General features: G+C 30.2%; 29 protein-coding genes. 2 read left to right on the forward strand and 27 right to left on the reverse strand.

The window, feature by feature from the left end:
• Nucleotide 1 precedes the first annotated feature (1 nt).
• The 15 genes from ABXT48_RS04445 to ABXT48_RS04515 form a co-directional block, all read right to left on the reverse strand.
• On the reverse strand, nt 2-907 hold the full coding sequence (locus ABXT48_RS04445) for an endonuclease NucS domain-containing protein (protein WP_415302648.1): 906 nt from the start codon (nt 905-907) through the stop codon (nt 2-4).
• A gap of 232 nt (nt 908-1,139) precedes the next feature.
• Nucleotides 1,140-1,667, reverse strand: coding sequence for a hypothetical protein (locus ABXT48_RS04450; protein ID WP_415302650.1), 528 nt, complete (start codon nt 1,665-1,667; stop codon nt 1,140-1,142).
• 109 nt (nt 1,668-1,776) lie between these two features.
• Entirely contained in the window at nt 1,777-2,028 is a 252-nt protein-coding gene (locus ABXT48_RS04455; protein ID WP_415285816.1) for a hypothetical protein, read from the reverse strand.
• A 165-nt stretch (nt 2,029-2,193) separates the two neighbouring features.
• Nucleotides 2,194-2,424 carry a hypothetical protein gene (locus tag ABXT48_RS04460; RefSeq protein WP_415302652.1) on the reverse strand — a complete coding sequence of 77 codons (231 nt, stop codon included), beginning with the start codon at nt 2,422-2,424 and terminating at the stop codon, nt 2,194-2,196.
• A 245-nt stretch (nt 2,425-2,669) separates the two neighbouring features.
• A complete protein-coding gene (locus ABXT48_RS04465) occupies nt 2,670-3,692 on the reverse strand; it encodes an SHOCT domain-containing protein (protein ID WP_415302654.1) in 1,023 nt (340 codons plus the stop codon).
• Nucleotides 3,692-4,171, reverse strand: a complete 480-nt coding sequence (locus ABXT48_RS04470) for a hypothetical protein (RefSeq protein ID WP_415285819.1) — start codon at nt 4,169-4,171, stop codon at nt 3,692-3,694. The genes ABXT48_RS04465 and ABXT48_RS04470 overlap by 1 nt, the downstream gene beginning before the upstream one ends.
• Before the next feature lie 173 nt (nt 4,172-4,344).
• Nucleotides 4,345-4,551: a DUF1737 domain-containing protein gene (locus tag ABXT48_RS04475; RefSeq protein ID WP_415285820.1), complete on the reverse strand. Its 207-nt coding sequence runs from the start codon at nt 4,549-4,551 to the stop codon at nt 4,345-4,347.
• 12 nt (nt 4,552-4,563) lie between these two features.
• On the reverse strand, nt 4,564-4,911 hold the full coding sequence (locus tag ABXT48_RS04480; RefSeq protein WP_415285821.1) for a hypothetical protein: 348 nt from the start codon (nt 4,909-4,911) through the stop codon (nt 4,564-4,566).
• 55 nt (nt 4,912-4,966) lie between these two features.
• The gene (locus ABXT48_RS04485; protein WP_415285822.1) at nt 4,967-5,881 is read right to left on the reverse strand and encodes an SHOCT domain-containing protein; all 915 of its coding nucleotides are present in this window, start codon (nt 5,879-5,881) and stop codon (nt 4,967-4,969) included.
• A 62-nt stretch (nt 5,882-5,943) separates the two neighbouring features.
• On the reverse strand, nt 5,944-6,897 hold the full coding sequence (locus ABXT48_RS04490) for a DMT family transporter (RefSeq protein WP_415302655.1): 954 nt from the start codon (nt 6,895-6,897) through the stop codon (nt 5,944-5,946).
• 99 nt (nt 6,898-6,996) lie between these two features.
• On the reverse strand, nt 6,997-7,161 hold the full coding sequence (locus ABXT48_RS04495) for a hypothetical protein (RefSeq protein WP_006996709.1): 165 nt from the start codon (nt 7,159-7,161) through the stop codon (nt 6,997-6,999).
• Between the two features lie 2 nt (nt 7,162-7,163).
• Nucleotides 7,164-7,739 (reverse strand): hypothetical protein, encoded by a 576-nt coding sequence (locus ABXT48_RS04500; RefSeq protein WP_415302656.1) that lies wholly within the window; start codon nt 7,737-7,739, stop codon nt 7,164-7,166.
• A 2-nt stretch (nt 7,740-7,741) separates the two neighbouring features.
• Entirely contained in the window at nt 7,742-8,887 is a 1,146-nt protein-coding gene (locus ABXT48_RS04505; RefSeq protein ID WP_415302658.1) for a hypothetical protein, read from the reverse strand.
• Nucleotides 8,888-9,074: 187 nt separating this feature from the next.
• Nucleotides 9,075-9,512, reverse strand: a complete 438-nt coding sequence (locus ABXT48_RS04510; RefSeq protein ID WP_415285824.1) for a DUF4396 domain-containing protein — start codon at nt 9,510-9,512, stop codon at nt 9,075-9,077.
• Between the two features lie 5 nt (nt 9,513-9,517).
• The gene (locus ABXT48_RS04515) at nt 9,518-9,946 is read right to left on the reverse strand and encodes a c-type cytochrome (protein ID WP_415302660.1); all 429 of its coding nucleotides are present in this window, start codon (nt 9,944-9,946) and stop codon (nt 9,518-9,520) included.
• A gap of 78 nt (nt 9,947-10,024) precedes the next feature.
• Between ABXT48_RS04515 and ABXT48_RS04520 the strand changes: the two genes are divergently transcribed.
• A complete protein-coding gene (locus ABXT48_RS04520) occupies nt 10,025-10,909 on the forward strand; it encodes a DMT family transporter (protein WP_415285826.1) in 885 nt (294 codons plus the stop codon).
• Between the two features lie 16 nt (nt 10,910-10,925).
• Here the strand turns inward: ABXT48_RS04520 and ABXT48_RS04525 are convergent, their stop codons facing one another.
• The 7 genes from ABXT48_RS04525 to ABXT48_RS04555 all read right to left on the reverse strand — a co-directional run bounded on the left by ABXT48_RS04525 (nt 10,926) and on the right by ABXT48_RS04555 (nt 17,159).
• Nucleotides 10,926-12,113: an alginate lyase family protein gene (locus ABXT48_RS04525; RefSeq protein WP_415285827.1), complete on the reverse strand. Its 1,188-nt coding sequence runs from the start codon at nt 12,111-12,113 to the stop codon at nt 10,926-10,928.
• Nucleotides 12,114-12,138: 25 nt separating this feature from the next.
• The gene (locus tag ABXT48_RS04530; RefSeq protein WP_415285828.1) at nt 12,139-12,675 is read right to left on the reverse strand and encodes a pentapeptide repeat-containing protein; all 537 of its coding nucleotides are present in this window, start codon (nt 12,673-12,675) and stop codon (nt 12,139-12,141) included.
• 69 nt (nt 12,676-12,744) lie between these two features.
• Nucleotides 12,745-14,145 (reverse strand): Glu/Leu/Phe/Val family dehydrogenase, encoded by a 1,401-nt coding sequence (locus ABXT48_RS04535; protein WP_415285829.1) that lies wholly within the window; start codon nt 14,143-14,145, stop codon nt 12,745-12,747.
• Nucleotides 14,146-14,194: 49 nt separating this feature from the next.
• The gene (locus ABXT48_RS04540; protein WP_415285830.1) at nt 14,195-14,683 is read right to left on the reverse strand and encodes a hypothetical protein; all 489 of its coding nucleotides are present in this window, start codon (nt 14,681-14,683) and stop codon (nt 14,195-14,197) included.
• Nucleotides 14,680-14,973, reverse strand: coding sequence for a hypothetical protein (locus ABXT48_RS04545; RefSeq protein WP_415285831.1), 294 nt, complete (start codon nt 14,971-14,973; stop codon nt 14,680-14,682). The genes ABXT48_RS04540 and ABXT48_RS04545 overlap by 4 nt, the downstream gene beginning before the upstream one ends.
• A gap of 1 nt (nt 14,974) precedes the next feature.
• Nucleotides 14,975-16,585, reverse strand: coding sequence for a SulP family inorganic anion transporter (locus tag ABXT48_RS04550; protein ID WP_415302662.1), 1,611 nt, complete (start codon nt 16,583-16,585; stop codon nt 14,975-14,977).
• Between the two features lie 169 nt (nt 16,586-16,754).
• Entirely contained in the window at nt 16,755-17,159 is a 405-nt protein-coding gene (locus ABXT48_RS04555; protein ID WP_415295670.1) for an HIT domain-containing protein, read from the reverse strand.
• Nucleotides 17,160-17,218: 59 nt separating this feature from the next.
• On the opposite strand from ABXT48_RS04555, the gene ABXT48_RS04560 reads away from it, so the two are divergent.
• On the forward strand, nt 17,219-17,419 hold the full coding sequence (locus ABXT48_RS04560; RefSeq protein ID WP_415289854.1) for a DUF2061 domain-containing protein: 201 nt from the start codon (nt 17,219-17,221) through the stop codon (nt 17,417-17,419).
• 16 nt (nt 17,420-17,435) lie between these two features.
• Here ABXT48_RS04560 and ABXT48_RS04565 read toward each other — a convergent pair whose 3' ends face one another.
• Genes ABXT48_RS04565 through ABXT48_RS04585 form a run of 5 tightly spaced genes read right to left on the reverse strand, consistent with a single transcriptional unit; the run spans nt 17,436 to nt 22,402 of the window.
• A complete protein-coding gene (locus ABXT48_RS04565; protein ID WP_415302663.1) occupies nt 17,436-18,740 on the reverse strand; it encodes a malonyl-CoA decarboxylase domain-containing protein in 1,305 nt (434 codons plus the stop codon).
• 6 nt (nt 18,741-18,746) lie between these two features.
• Entirely contained in the window at nt 18,747-19,583 is an 837-nt protein-coding gene (locus tag ABXT48_RS04570; RefSeq protein ID WP_415295668.1) for a sulfite exporter TauE/SafE family protein, read from the reverse strand.
• Nucleotides 19,583-20,587 (reverse strand): tRNA dihydrouridine(20/20a) synthase DusA, encoded by a 1,005-nt coding sequence (gene dusA / locus ABXT48_RS04575; protein ID WP_415302665.1) that lies wholly within the window; start codon nt 20,585-20,587, stop codon nt 19,583-19,585. Before dusA ends, ABXT48_RS04570 begins: the two co-directional genes overlap by 1 nt.
• Nucleotides 20,577-21,908: a TRAP transporter large permease gene (locus ABXT48_RS04580; protein ID WP_271511352.1), complete on the reverse strand. Its 1,332-nt coding sequence runs from the start codon at nt 21,906-21,908 to the stop codon at nt 20,577-20,579. The genes dusA and ABXT48_RS04580 overlap by 11 nt, the downstream gene beginning before the upstream one ends.
• A complete protein-coding gene (locus tag ABXT48_RS04585) occupies nt 21,908-22,402 on the reverse strand; it encodes a TRAP transporter small permease subunit (protein WP_415302667.1) in 495 nt (164 codons plus the stop codon). The genes ABXT48_RS04580 and ABXT48_RS04585 overlap by 1 nt, the downstream gene beginning before the upstream one ends.
• Between the last annotated feature and the right edge of the window lies 1 nt (nt 22,403).

Raw genomic sequence — 22,403 nt, forward strand, 5'->3', positions numbered from 1 at the left:
TTTATTCAACTAATTTAAATGATACTTGATATTTCATAAACTTTATATTGGATGCCACAGATAAGGCATCTCTTAAATTTTTATCATCTTCTAAAGCAATAATCAGTCCTTTAACATCTTTGTCACCAGCTAAATTATTTTTGATGTGACCCATATATCTCTGTATTTGACCCATGACTATATCGCTAGCTCTACCCTTCTTTAATTCGATAACTAAAAATTCTTTTTGGTCTTTGCGTATAGCTAAAATATCTAATGGACCAGACCCAGTTTGATATTGGGTGCAAAGTTTATTGTTTTCTTTGTGAATATCATAATTTTTGTTCAGCTCAATATTGGACCAATTTTTGATAATATAATCTTCAAGATGCTTCTCTAGCAGGAAAGATGATTTTGGAGTGAAATAGGTTTCTAGTGAAATATCTTTATCTTTATCAACATTAGTTTGATTTTGAATAGGAATTATCTCTCCCGAGTCTTCCACAGTTAATTTTAATTCTATTGTTTCAACTTCATTCTTATTTCCATCTAAGCATGGATGACCATCTTTAAAACTCACAACATTTCCGATACCTAAATAGGAGAATTGAGGATCTTTATTGTCCCATCTTGCAAAAAAATGTGGTGTTAGATTTCCATCTAAGAGTTTTTGAAATAATGGTTGCCCAGAGTGTGATTTAGGTTTTCCATACCAAACAATAACTCCTTTTGAATGATCATAATGATTTGCAAAATCATGTCCTGTAGTTCCCGGCACACCAATGTTCATAAAGATTATTAAATTGTCTTCAACACGAACATATCCCGTTTCCCAATTACCTCGAGGTGGAGGTCCCTTTTCTGGATAGCAAATCCAACCTATGTCTTTTCGAGAATATTTTGAGCCTTTTTTGAATTCTAATTTCACTAATCAAAGACTACCAAACCTCTAATCAGGTGTCTAGATGCTGGAATGATTGCTACTTAATGAAATAGATGATTGTTAGAATTATAAGGATAATGACAATCCAAATAGTAAGATTAGTTAAGAATTGTTTTAATTTAGAATTAGATTGTAGAAAAGCTGGGAGTACTAATAAGAGTATCCCTAGCATATAAACAAAGGGTAATATTTGATCCATCATTATATCTAGTTTGTATTAAGCAACAATTGTTCGAGACCGTCGTTCATTTTGCTTTATTTTATCAAAGGTTTTCTCAATTATTTTAGCTTTTGGTCTTAGCTCTTCTTTGCTATCTTTTTCTATAAGATTTGCCCCAGCTGTTTTATTAAATCCGTCTATTTTTTTAAAATATTCTTTGCTTTTAGATTGTGATTTACTGTACCAAAGGTCTTTTAATTGTTTGGTATAATCTTCAAGTTTACTCTTATCCCAAGTAATATTTTCTTGTTTTCTCATCAGATTATAAAATTGAATGAAGTCTTTTGATTTAACCCACTGTCTGATTATATGAGTAAGTGTTTTATCTTTATTTTCTGGATCAAGTTGCTTTTGTGTAACTATCGCAATAATATTTAATGAATAAGATGCTCTATTAACATCATAATTAGATGCATTCCCTTGGTCACACCCCTTTAATAAGCTTAATACTTTTTCAAGATCACTGTCTGAATGTGTTAAGTATTCAATTACCTTATCCCATTTATCTTTTGCAACTTTAGCCATTCATAGACAATACACAGATTAAGGAGCTTACTCAATTAACGATTGGTGAATATTTAATCAACATGGCCACGGCTACAAAACCGAGACCATATTTACTCAGTTATTGATTTTACAAGCTGACAGGGTTTCCTGGTCTGCCGTTAGGTAAATCTTTATTTTTGATTTCAGTGACAGCGTCTTTTGCAGTACTGATTTTTACCTCTACTATTTCTTTAAGGCGGTCGTTATCAACTAATTGCTCATTGCAATAACTAATAACCTTTTCCTTAGCGTCATCAGCAGATTCTGCGTTGATGATTTCTTCTCTAGACGATATTGATTTTTCAACTACGTCGACTTTAACTTTATACAAATTGGTCATATGACCTCCTTATCAAAAAACAATAACATGGCAGCCTATACGCCACAACCTCCAATCAGGTATTTAAGTGATGAAATGAGGGTTAATCAACTATAATGATTATAAAAGCATGTTCTGGGCAGCAGGTAATAGAACGCCCCTACTTACTCCCTCACTTTACTTAACTTATGATGCAAAAACTGAATAAGGGAAAAATACTTGCCAAATTAAAGTAATAGAAAGAAAAAATACAATAAATATTGAATATAAAAAATTTTTTTTTAATTTTTTATTATGATTTTCTAAATTTTGTTTAATTTCATAAACAATACTAGTAGGTACGGAAAAAATTTTTTTTATTTTTTTATCCATTTCTTCTAGTTTTTTAACTTGATAGGTGTTTTTTATGAAAGACATAATTGGGTTTTAATATATTAAATAATTATACATAGTATTTTTATGTTCATTTTGAGTTTTTTTTATACCAAGAAGAAGAAATTAATTAACAAAAATTATTACAGTAAACTTTTCATGTGACAGAATGTAAATAGGTAGTCCAGGGCACCGGGTAACAGAACGTCCCTACACACTCTCCTACTTCTCTTTATTTATAATACTGATTAACGTTTAGATTTCTTTTTGTCGGGCTCTGGTCGGGATTTTTAGTTTAAAAGTTTCTTTTTAGCTTTCGTGAACTCTTCTTTAGTTAGAGCACCAGATTTATATAATTCACTTAAAGTTTTTAATTGTTCAGTTAAATCTTTATTGTCAGTCTCTGAAACGACAGTACTAGATTTTACATATAAATTTGTAGGTTTTATTATATCTAAAAAATCTGTTGTGTTATTGCATTTTTCTACACAGATAGATAATGCAATTAATATTCTATCTTTATGTGATGTAATAAATATTTCCTGATGAAATTTTGATGTAACATATGGTGATTGCAGACTGTCATTTGAGTATAAATATAAATCTCCATTATGGTTTTTTGCAATTTTAAATTTCCAATCTTTGATATCTTTAAGGGATGGATCTTTTGCTTCTTCATATAATTCTATTAATCCATCTCTAACTATTTGATTTAAATTATCTATATCCTCACTTTTTATTTCATCAATAAAATCAGATTTTTTATCCCCGATTAATAATATTGTATATTTGTCCAGATCATATTCAGCATTAAATTTCTTAATATACGGTTTAAAAAGTCTTTCAAATGCCTTGATCATTTTTGGATTGTCAGAAATTTTTTCCATTAATTGTACCATTTCATCTTCTGTAATATTTTCAAAATCTACATTGGGTTCTTCTTTTTGAATAATTTTCATCATTTTATTTAAAAATTTTTGATCTTGAAATTTTTGCATCAATGGCTCAACATGTTTTCTATTAAGTTTTTCTAAACCTGAAATAGATGTAACGTCATCAAAAAATTTAATTGTTTTTTTATTATTAGCAATAACAATTAATTTTGCATCTACACCTATTCCAAAGTCGTCATAAATTTGTTCATCAGATGTAATGTCTGGAAACCTTGAAACAAGCTGTCTAAATGTTAGTTCAAAATATTTATAGTTATTAGGTATATTAATGGATAATCCATTACCTATATTTTTGCTCTTTGCTATAACGTTCCCACTCAACAACAAACCCAGAACCAGGATCCCTAAAAGTTTTTTCATTAAAAGCCTAATGGACAAATTTCTCCTGCACTAACTGTTTTGGTATTCATGCTACCCATTTGATCATAAAAACAGATTCTATTCATACCAGAAACAAGATTAAAACTTAAAAACCCAGCAGGTTGTTGTGACTGTGTTGTTGTTCCTGATGTTGTTCCAGAATTCAATATAGCAAGTCCTAATAATGTATTATTAAATCTTGCTTGTTTCTCTGCTGCTGAAACAGGTCTAGACCACACTTTAACTAACCTATTATTTTCAAAAAATTCATATCTCATAGTGTTTGCTGATGTAGCATCTTCACAATGATAACCTTTGAGGTTTCCATCATTAAATACAAGTCTTGGTCCTCCAAAAGCTACTTTTTTGCATGATGATACATAATCTGAAAAATTAGTCCCAACATTAAGGGAGCTTTCATTAATTGAGCAACCAGATAAAATCATTCCCAGAAACACGATCCCTAAAATCTTTTTCATGAACCCTGACCCTAGCACCAATATCTTTGTCGGGCTAGTGTCGGGATTTTAGGTAATTTTGTACCCTCTAGTATTGCAACATCGTTGCAAAATAAGGATTATAGAAGCACGGTCTGGGGCACCGGGTAACAGAACGCCCCTACACACTCTTCTAGTTCTCTTTATTTATATTCTTATATCGATGATAACTTCATTTTTTTTGAATACTTTTTCTTAGGAGCATTTTTTATAACAGCTTGAGCACAACGCATTACTCCTCTTTTTTTATCAAAAGTCATTTTTGGCTCACCATACAATTTCCATCCATTAGATATGGCCTCAGTAACACGATAACAAAATTCTGAAGTATCATCGTTTGTAATAAATCTATAACCTTTCATCTATTCTCCTTTTTAATTTTGTTTTTTATATTGTCTTCTAATAAAGATTATTATGTAAGTGAAGACAAAACCAAAGGCAAATTCATCTAAAATTGATCTATGATTACCCATACCACTTGCAAATTTCCACCTATTAGAATTAAAAAAATCAATACCAATATCAAATGTTTCTTTACCATTAGAGGCTGAAACAAAAAGATAGACAATTATTACAAGTAAAAAACCACCCATATAAGAGGATAAAATATCCAAAAGATGGATTTTATTCTTCTTATTTTTTATAAGTTTATTTCCAGGGTTTGAAACAACAAAGCTAATAGCAAGTAGGATTAGAAAAGATATTAAGATTAACCAATACATAAAAGTACACTACTAAATCTTAAATCAAGTGTCTAGGTGATGGAATGATAATTAATTAGTTTAATATTTTTTTTTTAGCTTTTTCAAATTCATCTTTTGATAACACACCACTTTTGAATAAATCATTTAATTTATTTATTTGATCTAAAATATCACTTGATAAATTTTTAGTCGATAAAGAATTTGGAGGTGAGAGAGCACTTAAATCTAGCTTGTGTCTTTCTATCATTTTAATTATATTTTCAAATTCAATATGCCTTTTTGCTGAAATTGAAACCCATTTTTGCATAATTTTTTGATGTTCAGGGTAATTTGAAATATTATTTTTATGATATTCTGAAGTTTCTTCACTTATAAATTTGTTTTTTGGTGCGTTAAGAATCTTTGGGTCAATTCCATATGATAATAAGTACCATTTACCTGCAGCTAGCCTAGAAAAATAAGCATGGAAACTAGATAACCCCACTTTGGGTAATTGGATATTGTTGTCTCTTATCCATTTTTTTACACCAGCATTAGAAACTTCTCGATCGTCTGGAGTAAAAAAGTCTTTATGAACATCAGAATGATCAATTACCAAACAATTATGAGTGCTACCTTTTTTATAAACTTTAACAACAAAATATTCAGGGCGTTCATAGCATCCGTCATACTTATTTTTAAATAGCGCTTCATAAATTGCTTGGTTTACAAGGCTCTCAAAAATACCAGCTGTTTTCATTTCAGCAATTTCTATGTATTCTACAGCAAGATTGTTTTCTAATCGAACTAACAAATAAATTTTACTGGCAAGACCATAATAATTATCGCCATGACTTCGTATAACAGTCCATTTACCCTCGGGCAAATTTAATTTAAATTTTTTATTCATGACAAATTGATTTTCAATTACATCATTTACTTTGTATCTTTTTGCATTAACTTCAGCGCTAAAGAGCAACATTAATATAATGGCTATAATTTTTTTCATAATTCAAAATCTTACCAAATCTTAAATCGAGTGTCTAGGTGATGGAATGATAATTAATTAGTTTATCTTCTAGTTGGAATTTTAGATGCAACGTACTGTTTTCGAACGCCTTCTCTAAAGTAAATATAAACCCCAGCTGAGATAATACAAATGACCCCTAATAAAGTTTTAAGTGATGGGATTTCATTAAACAAAAAATAACCTGGGATCATTGACATAATAATCAATGAATATTCAAATAATGAGACAACTGATGGAGATGCAATGATATAAGCTGAAAAGATACATAAGAACCCAATAGATGCTGCTACTCCAAAGAATAATATAAACTTCCAAGTATAATCAAAGTTTGTAAACCACTCTCTAAATATAAACTGTGTAGTTGGATCAAAATCAGTTTTGTTGAATTGACCATTGCCCATAAAGACATAAATGATGCCACATAAAACAAGAGCAATTAAATAAAAATAGTATAACTGGGTGTTTACATCATCCTTATCAGATGTGTATTTAGTAATAGTCATTGATGCTGCATAAAATAAAGCACTTAACACTGGTAACAAATTTCTATAATCAAAACTTTCAAAATCAGGATTTAAAACGATTAATACACCAAAAAAACCAAAGGCAATAGCGGACCATCTTCTAATACCAATAAATTCTTTTAAGAAAAATTTAGCAAAGATAGATACGAAAAAAGGACAAGAAAAGAATAAAGCATTAGCAGTTGCTAGTTGCATATAAGTGATGGAGATAAAAAAGGTTGAAAAAGCAACAAAATGTAACAACACTCTTGCAAAAGTTAATACTGGATAATGTGTTCTAAACGATACTTTCTGTCTTTTAAAACTTAAATAAATAAAAAGCACTGTTGCTGCAATCAAATACCTTCCAAAGAAAATCTCATAAAGAGCAGATTTTTCAAATATAAATTTAATTAACGAGTCTTGGATTGCAAACAAGCTCATTGCAATCAGTATTAATACTATCCCTTTTGAATTATTGTCCTTACTCATTATCTAAGCTTAAATCTAGAACAGAGAAACTTAAAGATAATATAGTTAAATTTACCAAGACCATAAAAATTAGATGCAGGTTTTTTAGTTTTTGTTTTCTTAGCTTTTTTCTTCTTCATAGCCAATATGGTTTTGTGTTTCATTTGAATGCTTAAGATTATAACAATCCGTACAAAGTAAGATAACTTCTGGTCCTGAGCTTACTTGTGTTAAGATTGCTGTATCATCTCCACATTCACTGCAACCTGATAAACGTTTTTTCACAATTAATTAAAGCTTTTCTTGACCATTTCTTTAAACTCTTCACTGGCCCATTCACTTAAAACAGTTAATCTAGGATTATCTGCTCTTAACTTTTCAAACTTTTTTTCCATATCTTTTGAGAAATCATTTCCTTCTATATATATGCCGTTAAGATTATTGGTTTTAGCAGCCCAATCAATAATAGCCTGCCCTGCTTTATCGGTGATACCACACTCAACAAAAGCAATAACTGAAGTTGTTAAAGGAATATGATTAAGAATTGTAATTACCCCTTCATCTTTTAAATCTTCATTAAAACTCATGCTTATCGTACCAAGTTGTGGTCCTTTGTTTTGATCAATTTTTTTAATTGCAGTTGCAATATTTTTTGCATCTTTAATGTTTAAGTTAGCTTTTCGAATAACTAAATCATAAGATTTATCATTATCCCCTGTAGACTTTAAGTTGTTAGCAACTTCTATACTTTTGGGTTTTTTTGTTTCAACTAAAGCATCGATTAAATCTTGCATAATAATATTTGCGTAACTTGTACTACACCACAATAAACTGAGAACCATAACTCCTAAAAGCTTTTTCATAGTTAATTCTTAATTACTGAATAAACAATCTTTTTCCAATTATAGTTTCTGTATAATGAGCTAACTACTATTATTCTTTTATTATCTAAATCGATTAATATTTGCTGACCTGCAAAACCACTCAATCCTAAAATTTTTCTTGTCTTATCAATTCCAAAAATATCAAAATGGATTTGACCACCATATGATTTTGTATAGAGACCCACATCAGTTGCTTTTTTTGTATTATCTTTTTTTTGAACTCTATTTTCGTAAATAGTTTTTAAATATTTACCAGCACAAGTATCGTTATGCCAATCATCCATCATGGTTTTAGCAATTCTTAGGTAATCATATCTATCTGCATAAAAAGAGTATCTTGCAGAAACAAAATCATCATATTTTAAATACTTTCTAGATTTTGAAAAATAAACACTATTTTTAACTCCAACGTGTTCATTAAAAACTTTATGCAATAATTTGTCCCAATCAGCGCCAGTCTTATGTTTCACATAATTCATAATCACATTAGTGGTCAAGGCACTATAATTATAAATCAGTTTGCTTTTTTCAGAACCTCTTAAATAGACGTTCATAACTTTCATTAAGCCAATAACATTTACATTTTCTTTCTTGGGACCTTTAATTCTATTATCTGAACCATTCTTCATTCTCTCACCAACCCATTTTTGGTCACCACCTTTCATATTTAGAAGATCAAGTAATACCGAGTTATCATACAATGTACTTTTTATTAATGGCCAGTCATCTAATTTTACATTTACGTTATCAATATAACCTTCACAAATAGCGTGCCCTGTTACGTAAGAAACTAAACTTTTACCCATTGAATGAGATGGTAATAAACCATCAATTATTGTATCTCCGCTGCTAACTTTTTTAGGAATATCAGACACATCGATAACAATTTTATCGTCCTCAAATAACAAATAACTAATTATCCCAGTTTTTTTATTATTTTTAAATTCTTTTAAAACGTCTTTATCTTCTCTTAAGTTTGATTGAAATTTGTAATGATTTTCTGAACCTTTTACTTCCCACTCTTTATAATCTAAAAAAGGATAATCCCAGGTCCTCTTATTTTTATTTGCAAAAGTTATATTGCTAACGAGCAAACTCAGAATTATGATTCCTAAAATTTTTTTCATTTACGTTTAGTACGTGTTATCTCATTAATTCTATCAATATAATTTTTTATCTCGGGGTTATCTGTGGGTTTGTTATCTTGCTTAGGGTTTTTCTTTCTTTGGTAATAATAATAGATAGGCATAACAACAGATAAGGAAACGATAATAACTGCGAGTATAATTTCAGAAGTTGTAACCATTTAAATATTTAATGACACGCTTGATTGAATTTTTTAAGTCTCCAGTAATTATAAGGCCAAGGTGTTAAAAAACCAACTATTAACATAATAGGTACTACCCACCAAGTTAGCATCGCTCCACCGGTTAAAAAATAATCTGTAGCATTCATAGAAATTTCCATACTAACCATTGAGATAAAACTCATGCCACAGGCGGTCTTTAACGCACTGATAAAATCAAATTTTTGTTTCATTAAAATATAAGTCTCAAGCATAATACTAGTGAGTAAACCATTAATGATTGCTAAAATCATAATACCTAATACTGGAAAAGGAATTTTACTTAACTGAAAAAATAATATGGTTCCAAAATCACCAATTGAACAACCAACAACACACCACATCGTATTTTTTGCACTAGTTCTCCAGCTATCTTTGCATCCCCAATGAAAAGTATCTGTTGCCATATGATTTATTTACTTAAATTTATTTGATGTTGATAATAATCATCTGGCCAAAAACTTTTAATGTAGGCTAAAACAGAATCTATATCTTTGTCACTAAGGTTATCTTTAAACCCACCCATTTTTCCTTCATAATCACTGATAATTCCAACTAACCCATATTTAATAATTTTATGTAGTGTCTCATCATCATGGTGCCAAGTGTGACCTGTACCATTTAAAGGGGGTGCTTTACGGTGACCATCTTCATCAACACCCTTCCAGTTTTCAGCTCCAGATAAATTAACCTGATGGCAACTTGCACAATTATTTTGATATGAAATTTTACCTCTAGCGATCATTAATACAGAATCTCTTGTAATTGGATAATGATTGTCTGAGTAAGAAAGGTTAGTTAACGATATAAACAGAGTTAAAATTAGAAGTATTTTTTTCATAACTATTAAATTTATATATTAAAATTGTTAGATTAATCTTATATTTTTTTAAGATTGATTGATTATAAGTGTTTGCTAATGAACAATTTTATCTTATTTATTGTCACACTCTTTTGCTGGTCACCTACTTGGTATGTCATCAAATTTCAGTTAGGCTACGTTGATCCATTAGTATCAGTGTTTTATAGGTTTTTGATAGCTGCAATAATTATTTTTGTTTATCTAATTTATAAGAAGAAAAATCTTAAGTTTTCTTTAAATCAACATCTTTGGTTTTTGCTCTTTGGTATTTGTCTTTATTCTCTAAATTACGTTTTCTTTTATCTATCAAATACTTACCTAATAAGCGCATTTCCAGCAGTTGTCTTTTCAACGGTAGTTATTATGAATATTTTAGGAGAAGGATTTTATTTTAAAAAGAAACCTTCTTTAAAAACTTTACTGGGTGCAACGATTGGGATGATTGGAATTATAATCATTTTCAGTGATGAAATTTTCAATTTCAGCTTAGCAAATGGAACTCATGTTGGATTATTTTTAGCATTACTTGGTACATTTAGTGCATCAACAGGTAACATGGTTCACCAAAGAAACTTAAATAATAATTTTTCATTAATACCAACACTTGCGTATGCAATGCTTTACGGATCATTAGTTACTTTGTTAATCACTCAGATAAAGGGTACTGAATTATTATTTGAATATAGCTTCAGTTACATTGCATCTCTTGCTTATTTATCAATAGTTGGTTCAATATTTGCTTTTATTTTTTATTTAAGATTATTAGAGAAAGTAGGAGCTGGTCGAGCTGGATATGTGGGGGTTGTAATGCCTGTACTTGCTTTATTAATCTCAACCGTATTTGAAAACTTAGAATGGCAGCAAGACTTAATAATAGGCTTACCTATTTTAATAATTGGAGCAGTTCTTGTTATTAATCAGAAAATTAAACCTGTAAAATAAGCAAATTAAAACTTTTTTATTTATTTGCTAAGGCGTTATAGATACAGCCCACTCCAATTCCCATAACCTCATCACTTTTTAAAGATCTTGCTCTATTGGTCATTTGAGATTTTAAGAATTTTGATGTTCTATGATTTGGATATCTATATTGTATTATATGCAACCAAGGTCCATTAAAACTCACACTATCTAATTTTTTATTAAATTTTTGCACACCATTGCTAGCTTGTGAGTTATGACCTTTTTTTGCCCAAGGCTCTAAAATAGAATTATCTAAAAAACCATCTTGAAATAATTCAGCAGCTTTTAATAAATTTTTTTCATAATTTTTTGGTAATTTAATATTAGCTGCATTAGCAATTTCTAAAATCATGAAAGCCTCACCTAATCCAGTATGATGATACCATAATGATCGATCTCCACGTGTAGTTCTATCTTTAATACTTCCATCATCGAGTATCCATTTGTCAGCTCCTTTGACAAGTTTCTTAACTAATTTAGAATAATTTTTATCATCACTGTGTCTTAAAGCTATATTTGGAAAATACCACCCAGCAGAATTTCCCATATAGAATTTATTGGCAGGTTTTATTTGTTTATAAAAAGGTTTGAACCATTCGTTAATAGTTTTATGTCTTGAATCTTCAATTTTATAATTAGCAAAATTAAGATTATAGATATAGTTTAAACCCATAATTATCTCTAGAGTTACAGTTGCATCTTTTATTGGTGCTAAATCTTGACCTTCTGGATCACTCCATTCACCTTCACAATCTTTTAAAACTGAATTTTTTTCTGTATTTCTATAACATTGTTTAGTTTGAGTGAGAGCTTTATTTTTTGCCCATACATAAAGTTTATCAAAGAGAAGTTCTTTTACCTGATCATTTTCAGATACACTTGCATATGTTACAACATCAGCATACTCTTTAAAGACATCCCGACTATGAACACCTTCTACTATTTTCCAATTATCCATTCTTGAATTATAACCAAGTATTTTTATTGCTAAATCTTTGTTAATAATGCCTTTTCTAATTTTATAGTTTTCAAAACCACAAAACTTGCTCTTATGTTCAGTAGATAATTTATTAAATTCATCTTGAACACTATCTGGAATAAATGGAGATTTGCTTAGCTGTTTTGCAAAAGATAAATTTGGAACTATTAAAAATAAAACTAAAATAATTAAATGTTTTTTCATAAATATTATGTAAATTAACCTTTAACTATTTAGCACACTTGCCAATAGAACCTAAAGAACATTTAGTTCCATCAATCCAGGTAGCATTGTTTAGATTGGCACCCTCAAAGGTGGCATTTAAGATATTAGCACCCGTTAAGTCTGCTTCAAAAAGATTACTGTTAGTGAAGTTCGTCTCAATTAATGATGAGCCTTTGAAATTTACTCTTGTTAAATTGGCACTTGAAAAGTTAGCTTTTTCAAAAATACCGCCTTCAAGATTTGCTTCATATAAATTAGTTCTAATAAAAGAAGATTCTACAAAATTACCATTAGATAATGTTGCATTCATCATTACTCCTTTATCAAAAGTAACTTTAATAAAGCTAATAAAAGAAAGATTAGAATTTGGTATATAAGCTCTACTTAAATCTTGGCCTTCTGAGAATTGACAATTAGAATAATCCACTCCATCAGTTGGAGCATCATCACAACCAGCTTTAGCACCACTAGTTAATAATAAGCTTAAAACTAAAATAGCAAAAAGCTTGCTCATAAAGCCTGCTCTTATTAATTTTATCATATCAAATGCTAACAAATCATAGATTGAGAGTCTTCTATTAATTTAGTTAAAGGTAAAATTAAGCTGCTATTATCGTTTAGGAAAGCCTTCTACTGTATAAAAATTTCTTATTTTTTTTAGAGACACATAATAAGCACTGTCTCTAAATGATCTTTTTATTTGTTTTTTAGCATTATAAATTTCAATAAATGCATTTCTCATACTGTCTTCTAGACCTGAAAAAGCTAAATCCTCTTCATCCGCTCCATGGATAATTTTTTTAATAGTGTCAAAATCTGTTTTGGTATTAGTTTTTTTATCTATCAAATCAATAATGTCTAATATTTTTTGTTCTTGAAATCTTTTTTCAACTCTACCAAAACGTATATGGGAAATATCTTTAACCCACTCGAAATAAGAAACTACTACTCCACCTGCATTGACATAAATATCAGGGATAATCATAACTCCTTTTTCAAATAATTTTTGATCCGCTTCAAATGAAATGGGTCCATTAGCAGCTTCAATTATTAATTTTGTTTTAATTTTATCTACATTATCAACAGTAATTGCATTCTCTAACGCAGCTGGAATTAAAATATCACAATCTAATTCTAAGAGTTCACTTGGGTTATTTTTAAATTCTCCAAGTTTAGGATTATTAATACTTTTATTTTTTTGAAAAAATTCAATTAGTGCATTTATATCAATGCCTTTTTTATTATATAAATAACCATCAAATTCACCTATGGCTATAATCTTTGCATTGTCTCTATTATATAAATGTTTGGCTAAATTACTTCCTACGTTACCAAAGCCTTGAACTATAATTTCATTATCTTTTAATTCTTTTTTTAAACCAGCTTCTTTAACAACATCTTCGTGTCTAAATATTTCTCTAACTACTTCTTCAATACCTCTACCGGTTGCTTCTGTTCTTCCAGCAATACCTCCACGATGTAAGGGTTTACCCGTTACACAACCTCTATAATTTATATCATCTGGTTTAAGTGTTTTGTATGTCTCCAAAATCCATTCCATTTCTCTTTCTGAAGTTCCAACATCTGGAGCTGGAACATTTAATGCTGGAGAAATAAAACCTTTATTAATTAGTTTACTTGCAAAGGCTTTGGTAATTTCTCTAAGTTGAGGCATTGTGTAATTCTTAGGATTAATTTTTAAACCCCCTTTTGCACCACCAAAAGGAATATTAACTATTGCACATTTGTAAGTCATTAAAGATGCCAAAGCTTCTGTATCATCTTGATCAACGGTTTCAGAATATCTTAGTCCACCTTTGGTTGGAAGAATGTGTTCTGAGTGAACCGCTCTCCATCCAGTAAAGTTATTAATTTTACCATCTAAGACAACACCCACATTTACTTTAATTAATGAATGAGTAGATTTTAAATGCTCAAGTAAATCATCACTAAAGTTTAGTAATTTAGCTGATTTGTCCACATGTAAGTTGACGTTATCTTTAAAGCTCATTTTTAAAAATTATATATTAATGAAATTTATTAACCACGTTTATCTTTATCTAATGAGGCTTAGTCCAATACCCATAAACACAACGTGTACCTCGTCTTGAACAATCATAAGTGTCATGTAAGACACCATCTTTAACAACAGTTATATGTTTTGAACAAGATATAATTAAAGTCCCACTTGGAAGTTCATTTTTTTTTAAATGAACCTTACAGCCTTGGCCTATAAACATTGTTGGCGTCCAATGCCATCCAAGTTTTTTAAGATATTTTTTGACTACTACTCTATGAGTGCCTGATCTTGGACTATCATTTTTTTGTTTTAAACTTCTTGCAAGTTTAGTTCTTGATGTGGTTCTAAATTCTTCATTTGCTTCATAAAGATCATCATAAATTTTTTGGTAAGGAAGACCTGATACAATTGCTATAGATCTAACTACACAGTCTCCAGCTTTACCTTTGTAACCAGCAGCAGCTCTTCCCCCGTCATTGATTTCTAGCTCTAGATTGCTACTTGAAAATAATCTCTTAAAAAAATTCAAGATTTACTTTTGTGATCTAATATCTCTACCATGCACTGAGTTGCATATTCACGCCATTCCTCAGCTGATTTATCCTTAAGGTTATTAAGGTGGTTCATATTACTGTCTATATTTTCCTGATGTTTAGCTTTGTCAGCTTCTTCTAAATTTTTTTCCATGTTAGTAAGATTGGTCTTCATTGCGTTAATCCAACTATTGCCAAGTTCTATACATTTAACATCATCTTTCTCATCACAAATTTGTTTAAAGAAATTGAAAATAACATCATCAGCTTTTATCTCTTTGCTCATGTTAATTTCCAAAAATACCTAATTTAACATCATAATCAACTGCAATTCCGTAATCTGGATCGTCATCACTATCAACGACAAGCTGACCTGCTCTGCTTAACAATCTATGACAATCACGAGTTAAATGTCTTAATTTAACTTTTTTTCCAAAACTATTATATTTGTCAGCAATGTCTTCAATTGCTTTTAAAGCTGATTGATCAATTACTTTTGATCCTGCAAAATCAATAATAACTACTTCTGGATCTTCTTCTGGTTTAAATAATTCTAAAAAACTATCTGTTGAACTAAAGAAAAGTGGACCTTCTATTTCATACACCTTAGCACCCTTTTCTCTAACGGAGGGTCTCTCAACCGCTCTAATTCTTGAAGCTGATTTCCATGCAAAAACTAATGCTGATACAATCACTCCAACAATTACAGCAACCGCTAAATCTTCTAAAACTGTTACAACAGTTACAAGGACAATAACTAACGCGTCACTCTTTGGTACAAAAAATAATATTTTTAGTGAGTTCCAGGCAAACGTTCCAATCACCACCATAAACATTACACCAACAAGTGCTGCAATTGGGATCATCTCAATATAGCTCGATGTATATAAAATAAAAATTAATAAGAATAATGCTGCAGCTATTCCTGCAATTCTTGTTCTACCCCCTGATTTTACGTTAATCATAGATTGTCCAATCATCGCACATCCACCCATACCGCCAAAAAAACCAGTAACTGTGTTTGCAAAACCTTGAGCTAAACATTCTTGACTAGCACCTCCTCGTTTGTTGGTAATTTCACCAACCAAGTTAAGAGTTAACAAGCTTTCAATTAAGCCAATTGCAGACAATATAAATGCATAAGGGAAAATAATTTTTAAAGTTTCAAAGTTTAAAGGAACACTTGGGATTGAGAATATAGGTAATCCTCCTTTAACACTTGCAAGATCTCCAACACTTGGGATGTCAATTTTTAATGCTAAAACTAATATTGATGTTGCTAAAATAGCAGCAAGTGTAGCTGGAACTGCTTTAGTAATCTTTGGTAGTAACCAAATGATTAACATAGTTAAAACTACAAACCCAATTGAATAATATAAAGTATTTCCTGAAATCCATACTGATTCACCCATTGCATTAAGGGTTTTAAACTGACTAAGTTGCGAAATACCAATAACGATTGCAAGACCATTAACAAAACCAAGCATTACAGGTTGGGGTACCATTCTAATAAATTTTCCAAGTTTAAAGACCCCTGCTAGTAACTGTAAAATTCCCATTAACACTACAGTTGCAAACAAGTATTGAGCACCGTGATCCATAACAAGAGAAACCATAACAACAGCTAAGGCACCAGTTGCTCCTGAAATCATTCCAGGTCTTCCACCAAATACAGCTGTAATCAACCCAACGATAAAAGCAGCATAAAGCCCTGATAAAGGTGCAACTCCTGCAACAAAAGCAAAGGCAATAGCTTCAGGAACTAAGGCTAAAGCAACCGTTAAACCTGATAAAACTTCAATTCTAAATAAAGAAAAGGATACCCCTTCCTTAGGAATATAATCTTGTGAATTAAAACCAATAGATTTTGCAAATGATGAGAGTGTGGTTTTAATCAATGTATTTTAATTTTAATTATTTATGAGTCTGTGTGTTATCTATTTAGTAAAGCAAGCGGTTGATAAAGTCTACTTTCAATTAATACGTGTTAACAAATTTGGGACGAATCAGATACATAATGATTAAGAGGTAGTGGCGGGAGACTAAAACTACCTCTGTCCTTACCCTTTAATCCTTAAAATAATTTTTAATCTTATTGATAGTTTTTGCTAATAGAATTTTTGTATAAGGTTTCCCTTTAATAACCCAAACTGACAAAGGCCACGTACTATCATTAGTAAATCTTGCTATTATATGAATATGTAATTGAGGAACAATGTTGCCAATCTTTTCAACATTAAGTTTTTTTGTTTTAAAGATTTTTTTCATTAACTTGCTGCAATGAACAATTTCTTTCATTAATAACATTTGATCTTTTGAGCTAAGTTCTGAAATATCGGTAATATTTTTTCGTTTAGGAATTAAAATGATCCAGGGAAATTTAGCATTATCAATTAAACGAATACTACATAGTTTTAAATCAGTTATTAAATGAGAATTTTTTATAAAACTTTTACTTACTTTATTGGTCATAGTTAAATATTAATATAAATGTGTTGTATAAGCAAAAAATATTATAGGCTAATTTTATTATGGCAGATAAACAAATACGTTCCGTTGCTAAAACATTTTCATGGAGACTTTTTATTTTTATCTACTGGGTAATATTTGGCTATATTTTTACTGGTAGTTTTAAAGGAGCTGGAATACTAGGGCTAGGTTCTATAATTCCTCTCTTTTTTTATTATTTTCATGAAAGAATCTGGAATAAAGTTAAGTGGGGTCTTAATTAAAAAATAAAGAATATATTTATAAATATTTCTTTATTTTATCAGAGACGATTACTTTATTATTATTCATATATTCTTCATGATTTTTTTCTATATTTTTAAGTTCATAAAGATAATTAACCATCACACCATAAGATCTTTTAAAACCAGTTTCTGAAATATTTGCATTAACAACTATATCATCAACAATTGCTCCATTGCCTAAATGAAATCTACTAACATCATTCACTGGTAGTCCTTTTTCATTTTTTTCATTAACAATATAATGAGCTACTAATCTTATTATAGCTTCTTTATTTCTTATAATTCTACTATCACCTAATTTTAAGTCTTGAGATTTTAAAAAGATCGCATCTTGATCTTTTAGATCGCCTAAAATATTTTTAATCTTAGTTTCCTCTAAATAGGTAAACCAATCAGCAAACCCTGGGATAGGTGATAAGGTACCAAAGTTTTTAATGTGAGGTAGTTCTTCTTGTATTTCATAAACCACTCTCTTTATTAAAAAATTACCCAAGGTTACTCTTGATAGACCTTCTTGACAGTTACTAATTGAATAAAAAGTAGCTGTATCATAAGATTTTACCTCATTATCAGTCGGCTTCATTAATTCTTGAATAGATTTACCAAGACCTTTTGTAAGGGCTACTTGAACAAAAATAATAGGCTCATCCTCAAGGGCTGGATGAAAGTAAGAAAAAAACCTTCTATCTTCACCTAACCTTCTTTTAAGTTCGTTCATATCTTTTATTTGATGAACTCTTTCGTATTTAATTATTTTTTCTAAAACTGCAGCCTTTGTATCCCATGTGATTTTAGCAAGTTTAAGAAATCCTGGATTAAACCAAGCTCTAAATAAATGTCTAAGATCATTATCTAATTCTGAAAGTTCTTTATTGTCTTTTAATATTTTTATTAAATCTTCTCTCAAGGCAACTATAATCGCAGTTCCATTGGGTGCCATATTCATTCTTCTAAAAAGTTCCCTTCTCTTACCTTCAGAAACTTTAAATAAATCAGACAAAGTTTTTTCATTTTGAGATTTCGTATAATTTTCAATTGCTTCATTAACTTTTGTAAAGCTGGGCTTATATTTATCGTTAATTTTTTTAAAAAATAATAATTTATTTTCTGGAGATAGTGATTGATATAGTTCAGTAATATCTCTAGCTACAGTAATACCGAATGCTGCCCCTTTGTGTGAAATTAAATCATCACATAAAGATATAATAGATTCTAAGTCATTTTTTTTAATATTTTTTATACTAAAAAGTTTTTGACCTGCATCAGCAATTGATGAAATTATCTCTTTAAAATTAAACATAATTAATTATATAATATTTAAATATTCAACGAAAGATCTTATGGATACTATAAGCAAAAAAGTACCAAATATTTTACTTAATAGTTTTTTATCTATTTTATAAACAGCCTTTGCTCCTAACCTAGCCATAATCATTGTAACTGGAACAAATACTGCAAACCCTAATAGATTTATATAACCCACACTAAAAGGAGTATTGATATTATCAATTATCTTTCCACCCATAATCATGGTGATCGTTCCACTAAGTGAAATCAAAAAACCAACTGCTGCAGCTGTACCAATCGATTTTCTTATGTCATAACCAAAAGTTCTCATAAATGGCACCATTAGAGATCCACCGCCAATACCTAGGGGCACTGAAATAAAACCAATCACAATCCCAGAAATGTTTTTAACAATGTTAGAAATTGTTTTAGGATTTTCTACAAGTTTTTCTCTAAGGAAAATAAAAAATAAACCCACCATAAAAGCAAATATTGAAAAGAATAATACTAGAGTTGGTGTCTTTAGATTTACTGCTAAAAAAGTCCCCGCTATAACCCCCAATAAGATAAATATACCAAAGGATTTTACCATCTTGAAATCCACCGCATCATACTCCATATGAGTCTTGGTCGAAATTATTGAAGTTGGGATAATAATTGCTAAAGAAGTTCCAACAGCTAAATGCATTCTAGTTGCTAATTCAAAATCTAATACAGTAAAAGCATAATACAAAGCTGGAACCATTATAATTCCACCACCAACGCCAAGTAATCCAGCCATAAAACCTGCTACAGCAGCGGATATTGCAAGGACCGCTAGTAGGTTAATTATCTCACCGTAGTTTAAGTTTTCCATTATGAGCTAACTTGATTAGCTTTCTCGTTATTTTGTACAATAGTCATTATATGTTTTGATTTTTGAAAATCTGAATCTCTTGCCATCATATTATCACTTAAATATCTCTTCCAATCTTTTGAACCAATTTGCCCATGATATAATCCAACTGTGTGTCTCATAATATGATTTACTTTTGTGCCAAGCTTAACTTCTTTCTCAAGGTACTCTAGTAGTTTCTCGGCAATCTCTTCTCTTGTAGGTCTTTCTTTTGTTCCAAAAATTTCATTTTCAATTTCAACTAACGAATAAGGATTTTGATATATGGATCTACCAATCATAACACCATCACATAAGGTTAAATGATTTTTAATCTCATCAATTTTTGAAATTCCTCCATTGATAATAATTTCTAAGTCTGGATTTTCTTCTTTTATTTTGTAGACCATTCCATAATTAAGTTTTGGAATATTTAAATTTTGTTTAGGTGACATTCCAGTTAAAATAGCTTTTCGAGCATGTAATATAAAAGTGCTACATCCAACCCCTTTCATCTTTAATATAAAATTATTTAAGTAATCAAATTCTTCAGTATCATCAAAACCAATTCTAGTTTTTGCAGTGACTGGAATTTTACAAGCATTCACCATTGAATCGATGCATTCTGCAACAAGATCTGGTTCTCTCATCAAGCAAGCACCAAACATATTTTTTTGAACTTTTTTACTAGGACAACCTAGATTAATATTAATCTCATCATAGCCCATGTCTTCTGCAATTTTTGCAACTTCAGCTAATTCTGCTTTATCGGATCCACCCACTTGTAAAGCTAAGGGTTTTTCTTCAGGACTATAAGATAAAATTTTTTTTCGGTCTCCATGTATTGCAGATTTTGTTGCAACCATTTCTGAGTACAGCATAACATTCTTGCTCATCAACCTTAAAAAATATCGATCATGACGATCGGTACAATCCATCATGGGTGCTACCGAAATTTTTCTATTAATGTCTTTTTTAGTATCCAAGAGGTTTACCCATTAATTTATCAGGTAACCACGATACGATCTCAGGAAAGATACACAATATCAATATGGATAAAACCATCATCATCATAAATGGAAATGATCCCTTTAAGATTGTGGATAAACTTACATCAGGTGTTATTCCTTTAATTATATAAAGGTTTAATCCAACTGGTGGTGTGATTAAGCCTATTTCCATATTTATTGTAAATACAATTGCAAACCAATATGGATCAAAACCCAATGTAGTTATAACAGGTAACAATATCGCTGAAGTCATCACAATAACGGCAACTGGTGGTAAAAAGAAACCAGCAACAAGTAAAAACACATTAACCATCAAAAAAATCATCCACTTATTACTACTTAATTCTATCATGCTTTGAGCAAGTGATTGAGTTACATAAAGTTGAGATAGTGTGAATGCAAAAAGGTAAGAGGCTGCAATAATAAACATTATCATTACACTTTCTTTCATTGAAATTTTAACAATATTCCAAATCTTTTTAGGCTGATAAATTTTGTAAACAACTGCAATCATTACAAAAACTAAAAATGCACCAACACCAGACGCTTCTGATGGTGTCGCAACTCCTCCATACAGTACATACAAAACTCCAACAATGATTGCAAGAAATGGAAAAATTCTAGGAAGAACTTCAAGTTTTTCTTTTAACGTTGGTGGCTTTCTATTTCTTAATAATTTAGCTGCGTTTTTATCAATGAAGTAACTGTGTATTAATGCCCAAATTGCAAAAAGACTTGCCAACATAAACCCTGGAATAATGCCAGATAAAAATAGTCTTCCAATAGAAGTTCCTGTTGCCATGCCATAAACAATTAAAACTATACTCGGTGGAATTAAAACTCCTAAGGTTCCTCCAGCAGCAATTGTTCCTGTAGCAATTTCGTCTGAGTATCCTCTTTTTCTCATTTCAGGAATTCCCATAGTACCAATCGCAGCACATGTTGCTGGACTTGATCCGCTTAAAGCTGCAAAGATTGAGCATGCACCAATATTAGATATAACTAAACCACCTGGAACTCTCCATAACCATCTATCAAGGCCAGTATATAAATCTTTTCCTGCAGGTGAATGAGCAACAGCCATACCCATAAGTATGAACATTGGAATTGATAACAGTACAAAAGAATTTAAGCCTGCATAAAATGTTTCAGCAAAGACATCTAGCATTTGCAGTCCTTCAAAAGTTACTAATAGTGTTATCGAGACAAAACTTAAACCAAAAGCTATTGGAATACCGGAGAATAAAACTATTAAAGTAAAAACTGCAACAATTATAGCAATTGTAAGTGGGTCCATTATTTAAAATCCCCCTCATCATAAAGTTTAATTATTTCAGCAATATATTGAAGTATCATTAAAATAGAACCTATTAGCATTGAAGAATATGGCACCCATAAAGGTGGATCCCAAATAGTTCCTGTCGTGTAATTCTTAGTAAATGCTTCTTCAACCATCAAAAAACCAAAATAAAATAGAATTAAGAAAAAACATAAGCTTAATAACGAAGTAAAAATTTTAAGCTTAACAATATTTTTTTTAGACATAAAATCATATATCCATTCCATGCTTACATGGGCTTTTTCACTTAAAACATAAGCACTACCAATAAAAGTAGACGCAACAAGCAGTATAGTCACTAATTCAGTTTGCCATGTAATAGCTCTTTGAAAAAAATATCTTTCAAAAACAAGCTCAACAATTACTAAAATTGATAAAATCAAAGCACCCACAGCAAAAGCTCCACAAGCTTGGGAAGTGTAATTACAAAATTTTAAATATTTTTTTTTCATA

Source organism: Candidatus Pelagibacter sp. Uisw_101 (assembly GCF_047727615.1).
In the GTDB taxonomy this organism is placed as follows: domain Bacteria; phylum Pseudomonadota; class Alphaproteobacteria; order Pelagibacterales; family Pelagibacteraceae; genus Pelagibacter.

Coding starts and splice junctions, on each gene's coding strand:
- ABXT48_RS04530 (WP_415285828.1), bottom strand. CDS start 12,675: ATGATAAAATTAATAAGAGCAGGCTTTATGAGCAAGCTTTTTGCTATT.
- ABXT48_RS04490 (WP_415302655.1), bottom strand. CDS start 6,897: ATGAGTAAGGACAATAATTCAAAAGGGATAGTATTAATACTGATTGCA.
- ABXT48_RS04520 (WP_415285826.1), top strand. CDS start 10,025: ATGAACAATTTTATCTTATTTATTGTCACACTCTTTTGCTGGTCACCT.
- ABXT48_RS04485 (WP_415285822.1), bottom strand. CDS start 5,881: ATGAAAAAAATTATAGCCATTATATTAATGTTGCTCTTTAGCGCTGAA.
- ABXT48_RS04505 (WP_415302658.1), bottom strand. CDS start 8,887: ATGAAAAAAATTTTAGGAATCATAATTCTGAGTTTGCTCGTTAGCAAT.
- ABXT48_RS04555 (WP_415295670.1), bottom strand. CDS start 17,159: ATGACCAATAAAGTAAGTAAAAGTTTTATAAAAAATTCTCATTTAATA.
- ABXT48_RS04525 (WP_415285827.1), bottom strand. CDS start 12,113: ATGAAAAAACATTTAATTATTTTAGTTTTATTTTTAATAGTTCCAAAT.
- ABXT48_RS04535 (WP_415285829.1), bottom strand. CDS start 14,145: ATGAGCTTTAAAGATAACGTCAACTTACATGTGGACAAATCAGCTAAA.
- ABXT48_RS04565 (WP_415302663.1), bottom strand. CDS start 18,740: ATGTTTAATTTTAAAGAGATAATTTCATCAATTGCTGATGCAGGTCAA.
- ABXT48_RS04580 (WP_271511352.1), bottom strand. CDS start 21,908: ATGGACCCACTTACAATTGCTATAATTGTTGCAGTTTTTACTTTAATA.
- ABXT48_RS04545 (WP_415285831.1), bottom strand. CDS start 14,973: ATGAGCAAAGAGATAAAAGCTGATGATGTTATTTTCAATTTCTTTAAA.
- ABXT48_RS04470 (WP_415285819.1), bottom strand. CDS start 4,171: ATGAAAAAGATTTTAGGGATCGTGTTTCTGGGAATGATTTTATCTGGT.
- ABXT48_RS04475 (WP_415285820.1), bottom strand. CDS start 4,551: ATGAAAGGTTATAGATTTATTACAAACGATGATACTTCAGAATTTTGT.
- ABXT48_RS04570 (WP_415295668.1), bottom strand. CDS start 19,583: ATGGAAAACTTAAACTACGGTGAGATAATTAACCTACTAGCGGTCCTT.
- ABXT48_RS04450 (WP_415302650.1), bottom strand. CDS start 1,667: ATGGCTAAAGTTGCAAAAGATAAATGGGATAAGGTAATTGAATACTTA.
- ABXT48_RS04460 (WP_415302652.1), bottom strand. CDS start 2,424: ATGTCTTTCATAAAAAACACCTATCAAGTTAAAAAACTAGAAGAAATG.
- ABXT48_RS04560 (WP_415289854.1), top strand. CDS start 17,219: ATGGCAGATAAACAAATACGTTCCGTTGCTAAAACATTTTCATGGAGA.
- ABXT48_RS04500 (WP_415302656.1), bottom strand. CDS start 7,739: ATGAAAAAGCTTTTAGGAGTTATGGTTCTCAGTTTATTGTGGTGTAGT.
- ABXT48_RS04515 (WP_415302660.1), bottom strand. CDS start 9,946: ATGAAAAAAATACTTCTAATTTTAACTCTGTTTATATCGTTAACTAAC.
- ABXT48_RS04510 (WP_415285824.1), bottom strand. CDS start 9,512: ATGGCAACAGATACTTTTCATTGGGGATGCAAAGATAGCTGGAGAACT.
- ABXT48_RS04455 (WP_415285816.1), bottom strand. CDS start 2,028: ATGACCAATTTGTATAAAGTTAAAGTCGACGTAGTTGAAAAATCAATA.
- ABXT48_RS04465 (WP_415302654.1), bottom strand. CDS start 3,692: ATGAAAAAACTTTTAGGGATCCTGGTTCTGGGTTTGTTGTTGAGTGGG.
- ABXT48_RS04480 (WP_415285821.1), bottom strand. CDS start 4,911: ATGTATTGGTTAATCTTAATATCTTTTCTAATCCTACTTGCTATTAGC.
- ABXT48_RS04585 (WP_415302667.1), bottom strand. CDS start 22,402: ATGAAAAAAAAATATTTAAAATTTTGTAATTACACTTCCCAAGCTTGT.